5 protein-coding genes are annotated in these 6,407 nt (G+C 73.1%); all 5 read left to right on the top strand.

The features are described 5' to 3' along the window. The first annotated feature begins 123 nt into the window (after positions 1-123). The 5 genes from alaS (at position 124) to LCD35_RS24005 (ending at position 6,270) form a co-directional block, all read left to right on the top strand. Positions 124-2,799 (top strand): alanine--tRNA ligase, encoded by a 2,676-nt coding sequence (alaS, locus tag LCD35_RS24025; protein WP_224956602.1) that lies wholly within the window; start codon positions 124-126, stop codon positions 2,797-2,799. Beyond that, complete coding sequence (ruvX, locus tag LCD35_RS24020) at positions 2,796-3,278, top strand: Holliday junction resolvase RuvX (RefSeq protein WP_224956601.1); 483 nt, start codon at positions 2,796-2,798, stop codon at positions 3,276-3,278. The genes alaS and ruvX overlap by 4 nt, the downstream gene beginning before the upstream one ends. 11 nt (positions 3,279-3,289) lie before the next feature. Then, positions 3,290-4,507: an endolytic transglycosylase MltG gene (gene mltG, locus LCD35_RS24015; RefSeq protein ID WP_224956600.1), complete on the top strand. Its 1,218-nt coding sequence runs from the start codon at positions 3,290-3,292 to the stop codon at positions 4,505-4,507. Continuing rightward, the gene (locus LCD35_RS24010; RefSeq protein WP_224956599.1) at positions 4,494-5,354 is read left to right on the top strand and encodes a shikimate dehydrogenase; all 861 of its coding nucleotides are present in this window, start codon (positions 4,494-4,496) and stop codon (positions 5,352-5,354) included. Before mltG ends, LCD35_RS24010 begins: the two co-directional genes overlap by 14 nt. Positions 5,355-5,466: 112 nt before the next feature. Next, positions 5,467-6,270: a trypsin-like serine protease gene (locus LCD35_RS24005; protein WP_224956598.1), complete on the top strand. Its 804-nt coding sequence runs from the start codon at positions 5,467-5,469 to the stop codon at positions 6,268-6,270. Positions 6,271-6,407: the final 137 nt, after the last annotated feature.

Below are 6,407 nucleotides of genomic sequence, written 5' to 3'. Positions count from 1 at the left end.
CCCCCCCCCCCCCCCCCCCCCCCCGGGGGGGCCGGCCCCCCCCCGGGCCCCCCCCCCCCCCCGCCCACGCGTCCCGCCGCGACCCCGAACCCCGACCCCGCAGCACCCTCCGAAGGAACCACCGTGCAGACCCACGAGATCAACCACCGCTTCACCGAGCACTTCCGCGGCACCGGCCACACCGTGGTGCCCAGCGCCTCCCTGATCCTGGACGACCCGACCCTGCTGTTCGTGAACGCGGGAATGGTGCAGTTCAAGCCGTACTTCCTCGGTGACGCCCCGGCGCCGTACCCGCGTGCGACGAGCATCCAGAAGTGCGTGCGCACCGGCGACATCGACGAGGTCGGCAAGACGACCCGGCACAACACGTTCTTCCAGATGGCGGGCAACTTCTCCTTCGGCGACTACTTCAAAGAAGGCGCCATGGAGCACGCGTGGAAGCTGCTGACCTCCTCGGTCGCCGACGGCGGCTACGGCATCGACCCGGAACGGCTGTGGGTCACGGTCTACGAGCACGACACCGAGTCGGCGGCGCTGTGGCGCAACACCACCGGCATCGACCCGGCCCGCATCCAGGTGCGCGGCGCGGAGGACAACTACTGGGACATGGGCGTGCCCGGCCCCGGCGGTCCCTGCTCGGAGATCTACTACGACCGCGGCCCGGACTACGGCCGCGAGGGCGGCCCGAACGTCGACGAGGACCGCTACATCGAGATCTGGAACCTGGTGTTCATGCAGGACATCCGGGGTGAGGAGAGCCCGAAGAAGGGTGCTCCGCTGCTCGGTGAGCTGCCGACGAAGAACATCGACACCGGCATGGGCGTCGAGCGGGTCGCGTGCCTGCTGCAGGGCGTGGAGAACGTCTACGAGACCGACCTGGTGCGCCCGGTGATCGCGAAGGCCGAGGAACTCTCCGGCCGCAGCTACGGCGCGAACCCCGAGGACGACGTGCGGTTCCGCGTGATCGCCGACCACGCCCGCTCCGGCGTGATGCTCGTCGGCGACGGCGTCACCCCCGGCAACGAGGCCCGCGGCTACGTGCTGCGCCGGCTGCTGCGCCGCATCGTGCGCTCCGCCCGCCTGCTGGGCGTGCAGGAGCCGGTGCTGGGTGAGTTCACCCAGGTCGTGCGGGACGCGATGGCGCCGTCCTACCCGGAGCTCACGACCGAGTTCGAGCGCATCGACTCGGTGATCCGGAACGAGGAAGAGGCGTTCCTGACCACGCTCACCGCCGGTTCGAAGATCTTCGACGTGGCGGTCGCCGACACCAAGAAGGCCGGTGGCGCGCAGCTGGCGGGCGCCAAGGCGTTCCAGCTACACGACACCTACGGCTTCCCGATCGACCTGACCTTGGAGATGGCCGCCGAGCAGGGCCTGGCCGTGGACGAGGCGGGCTTCCGCGAGCTGATGGGCGAGCAGCGGCGCCGCGCCAAGGAGGACGCGAAGGCCCGCAAGACCGGCCACGGCGACCTGTCCACCTACCGCACGCTGCTGGACCAGCACGGCACCACCGAGTTCATCGGCTACACCGACCTGGAGTCGCGGAGCCGGGTGCTGGGACTGCTCGTCGACGGCGTCCCGGCGAAGTCGGCGGACGCGGGCACCGAGGTGGAGCTGGTGCTCGACCGCACTCCGTTCTACGCGGAGGGCGGTGGCCAGATCGCCGACACCGGCACCCTGGTCGGCCCGGGCGTCGAGGTGCGGGTGCACGACGTGCAGCGCTCGGTGCCGGGCCTGTTCGTGCACCGCGCGACGGTCGTCTCCGGCGAGCTGGGCGTGGACACCGAGCTGGAGACGGCGGTGGACCGCGACCGCAGGCGCGCCATCGAGCGCTCGCACTCGGCGACGCACCTGGTGCACGCGGCGGTGCGCAGCGCCTACGGAAAGCGGGCGGCGCAGGCCGGTTCGCTGAACTCGCCGGGCCGGATGCGGTTCGACTTCACCGCCCCCGCCTCGGTGTCGGCCGCGGTGCTGGGCGGCGTGGAGGAGGAGGTCAACTCCTACCTGCAGAACGACGTCGAGGTCGCCTCCTACACCACGACGATGGACAAGGCGATGGAGCTGGGCGCGGTCGCGCTGTTCGGCGAGAAGTACGGCGACCAGGTGCGGGTGGTCGACATGGGCGACTACTCGCGGGAGCTGTGCGGTGGCACGCACGTGGGCCGCATCGGCCAGCTCGGCGTGGTCAAGCTCGTCGCGGACTCCTCGGTGGGCTCCGGCGTGCACCGGGTGGAGGCGCTCGTCGGCATGGACGCGATGCGCCACATCAGCAAGGAGCACCTGCTGGTCACCCAGCTCGCCGAGCAGTTCAAGGTGCCGGCCGAAGAACTCCCGGAGCGCATCGAGGGAGTGGTGGCCCGGCTGCGCGGCGCCGAGAAGGAGCTGCAGCAGCTGCGCGTGCAGCAGGTGCTGTCCTCCGCCGGTGACCTCGCCGGGCGCGCCGCCGACGTGCGCGGCGTGAGCCTGGTCGCCGAGCAGGTCCCGGACGGCGTGGACGGCGGTGCGCTGCGCGCGCTGGCCGGTGAGGTCCGCGGCAGGCTCGCCGGACGCCCCGCGGTGGTGGCGCTGTTCGCCGCCGACCCGGGCGAGGGCAAGGTGTCCTTCGTGGTCGGCATCAACGACGCCGCGCGGGACCTCGGGCTCGCCGCGGGCAAGCTGGTCCCGTCGTTCGCCGCCGAGGTCGGCGGGCGCGGCGGCGGCAAGCCGGACATGGCGCAGGGCGGTGGCTCGAACCCGGCCGGCGTGCCCGCCGCGATCGAGGCGCTGCGCCGCGCCCTGGGCGAGGCGGTCCAGGGGTGACCTCAGGATCGCGGGGGGGCGGCCCGGCCGCCGACGCCCCTGACCCGGGAGCGGGACGCCGGATCGGGGTGGACGTCGGCGCGGTGCGCGTCGGGATCGCGCTCAGCGACCCGGCACCGATGCTGGCCACTCCGCTGGTCACGCTCCAGCGAGATGTGGAAGCGGAACGCGACCTGGTGGAATTGGCCCAGCTGGTCGTCGAGCACGAGGTGGTCGAGGTCGTGATCGGCCTGCCGAAGACGCTCGCGGGAAGGCACGGCACCGCCGCCGAATCCGCCCACGCCTACGCGGAAGCACTGGCCACCAGGATCGACCCGATCCCGGTGCGCTTTCACGACGAACGGTTGACCACGGTCACGGCGAGCCGCATGCTCTCCCAACGGGGGGTTCGCGGCAAGCGACAACGCGCCGTGGTCGACCAGGCCGCCGCAGTGGAGATCTTGCAGGCATGGCTTGACGCCCGGTCGCAGACCACCTGAGAGGACCTTTCGTGAGCGACGATCTCGGCCTGTTCGCGGATGACGCGGGCGAGCCGCCGCGGCGAAGCCGCAGGGAGGCCCGCGAGCAGCGGGCCGAACTGCGCCGCCGGAAACGACGTGGTTCGGTGACCGCCCTGGCCGGACTCCTGGTCCTGCTGCTCGTGGGCGGTGGCGTGGTGTACGGCGCCATGCAGATGCTCCAGATCGGGTCCTACGAGGACTACGAGGGCGAGGGCACCGGCGAGGTGATCGTGGAGGTCACCTCCGGCGACACCGTCAGCGCCGTCGGCCGGGCCCTGTCGAAGGCGGACGTGGTGGCCTCCACCACCGCGTTCACCAAGGCGGCGCAGGACAACAAGCAGATCAACAGCATCCAGCCGGGCTTCTACCTGATGCGGTCGAAGATGTCCGGTTCGGCCGCGGTCAGCCACATCCTGTCGCCGGAGGCGAAGACCGGCCGCATCGAGGTGCGCGGCGGGCAGCGGCTGGAGGACCAGCAGAGCCCCGACGGCGGCAAGACGCCGGGCATCCTCACCAAGCTCGCCGAGGCCACCTGCACCGGCGACGAGAGCAAGTGCACCACTCCGGAGCAGATGCACGAGGCCGCGGGCACCGTCGACCTGGCGACGCTGGGCGTGCCGGACTGGGCGATCGAGGGCGCGTCGAAGGCCGAGCCGGAACGGCGGCTCGAAGGGCTGATCATGCCCGGCATCTACGACGTGAAGCCGGGCGAGCCCGCCGAGGAGGTGCTGCGCCAGGTGGTGACGAAGTCCGCGGCGCTGCTGGAGGCCGCGGGCCTGCCGCAGGCCGCCGAGGGCACCGGCCGCACCCCGTACCAGCTGCTGACGATCGCGTCGCTGGTGCAGAGCGAAGGCATCGAGCGGGACTTCGACAAGGTCTCCAGGGTGATCTACAACCGGACCACCGACCCGCAGATGCAGCTGCAGCTCGACTCGACGATCAACTACCCGCTGGACAAGCCGACGCTGCTGACCAAGCCGGAGGACCGCCAGCGTCCGGGACCGTACAACACCTACCAGAACTACGGCCTGCCGCCGACGCCGATCTCCACCGTCAGCACGGCCGCGGTGGTCGCGGCGGAGAAACCGGCCGAAGGGACCTGGTCGTACTTCGTGAAGTGCTACCCGGACGGCACGTCCTGCTTCGCCACCACGATGGCCGAGCACGACCGCTACATCACCGAGGCGCGGCAACGTGGCGCGTTCTGATCGGACCGGGCGCAAGGCGGCCGTGGTCGGTTCGCCGATCGGGCACTCCTTGTCGCCGGTGCTGCACACCGCGGCCTACCGCGAGCTGGGGCTGACCGGCTGGAGCTACGAGCGGTTCGACCGGGACGCCGACGGGCTCGCCGAACTCGTCGGGTCCCTCGGACCGGAGTGGGCGGGCCTGTCGGTGACCATGCCGGGCAAGCGCGCCGCGCTGGGCCTGGCGAAGGAGGTCACCGACCGGGCCGCCGCCGTCGGCGTGGCGAACACCCTGACCCGGCTCGGGTCGGGGGAGTGGGCCGCGGACTGCACCGACGTGGACGGGGTGACCGGTGCGCTGCGCGCCGCGGGCGGGTTCACCGGCGGCCCCCGCGCGGTGCTGCTCGGCGCGGGCGGCGCGGCCGCCGCCGCGGTCGCCGCGTTCGCGGAGCTGGGCCTCGCGGAGCTGACCGTCGCGGTGCGCGAGCCCGCGCGGGCGCGGGACGTGGTGCTGACCGCGGAGCAGGTGGGGCTGCGGGTGTCGGTCGAACGGCTGGACTCGCTGGACCTGGGCGCGGCGGCGTCCGAAGTGGACGTCCTGGTCTCCACGCTGCCCGCGGGTGCCGCCGATCCGCACGCGGCCGAGCTGGCGCGGGCGGCCTGCGTGCTCGACGTGATCTACCACCCGTGGCCGACGCCGCTGGCCGACGCGGTGTCCGCGGCGGGCGGGCGGCTGGCGACCGGGCTGGACATGCTGCTGCACCAGGCGTTCGGCCAGGTCGAGCTGTTCACCGGCAGGACGGCGCCGCGCGCGGCGATGCGCGACGCGCTGCTGGCCGCCACCGGCGGGGAGCTCGCGCTCCCGCTCTGATCGTTTCCTGGCTGGAAGGACGAGATCGCCTTGTCCGTTCGGCTGATCCCCCGGCGCGCGGATCCCCCTAATCTCGCTTCGCAGCAGATCAGCACGGAGCGAGGAGCGAGCGATGATCCGACCCACCCGCCGGACCCGGGACGGACGAGCAGTGCTGCTGGGGGTGCTGGGGGCGATCACGCTCGCGGCGGCCCCGGTGGCGGCGTCCGCCACCCAACCCGACATGGAGCCGATGATCGTCGGCGGGCACGACGCCACCGAGCAGTACCCGTTCATGGTGTCGTTGCAGCTCACCGACGGCGGCGGCCACTTCTGCGGCGGTTCGCTGATCCGGCCGGACTGGGTGGTGACCGCAGCGCACTGCGCCGCCGGGCAGCAGCCGGGCGACGTGCAGGCCCGGGTCGGCAGCGCGGACAACACCACCGGCGGAACCCTGGTGGGGGTCTCCGAACTGGTCGTGCACCCCGGCTACGACGGGGCGAACCCCGGCAACGACGTGGCGCTGGTGAAGCTGGACCGGGCCGTGGAGCAGCAGCCGATCGCGTTGGCGGCCGGCTCCGGCGCGCCCGGCGACGCGACCCGGATCATCGGCTGGGGCGTCACCTGCGACGACCGGGAGCAGTGCCCCGAGCTGCCGACGCAGCTGCAGGAGCTGGACACCGAGCTCGTCCCGGGCGACCGGTGCGGCAACGGGTTCGACGACGCCACCGAGCTGTGCACGGACAGCCCCACCGAGGGCGCCCAGGGCTGCAACGGCGACTCCGGGGGACCGCAGCTGACGGGTGAGCCGGGGCGCTGGGAGCTGATCGGGGCGACCAGCCGCGACGGCGACGAGAGCCCGCTGTGCGGCACCGGCACCGGGATCTGGACCGACCTGACCGCGCACGCGGACTGGATCGAGCAGAACGCGGTCTGATCGCCGCGCGCCGGAACGACAGCGGGGGGGGGGGGGGGGGGGGGGGGCCCCCCCCCCCCCCCCGCCCCCCCCCCGCCGCGGCGCGCCCGGACCGGCCGGAGCCGCCGGGCCGGGGGCGCGGCGCGGCGCGGCCCCCC

The organism is Saccharopolyspora sp. 6V, from assembly GCF_020176785.1.
Lineage (GTDB): Bacteria > Actinomycetota > Actinomycetes > Mycobacteriales > Pseudonocardiaceae > Saccharopolyspora_C > Saccharopolyspora_C gregorii.
This window is presented reverse-complemented; position numbering and strand designations above follow the sequence as displayed.

Coding starts and splice junctions, on each gene's coding strand:
- LCD35_RS24005 (WP_224956598.1), top strand. CDS start 5,467: ATGATCCGACCCACCCGCCGGACCCGGGACGGACGAGCAGTGCTGCTG.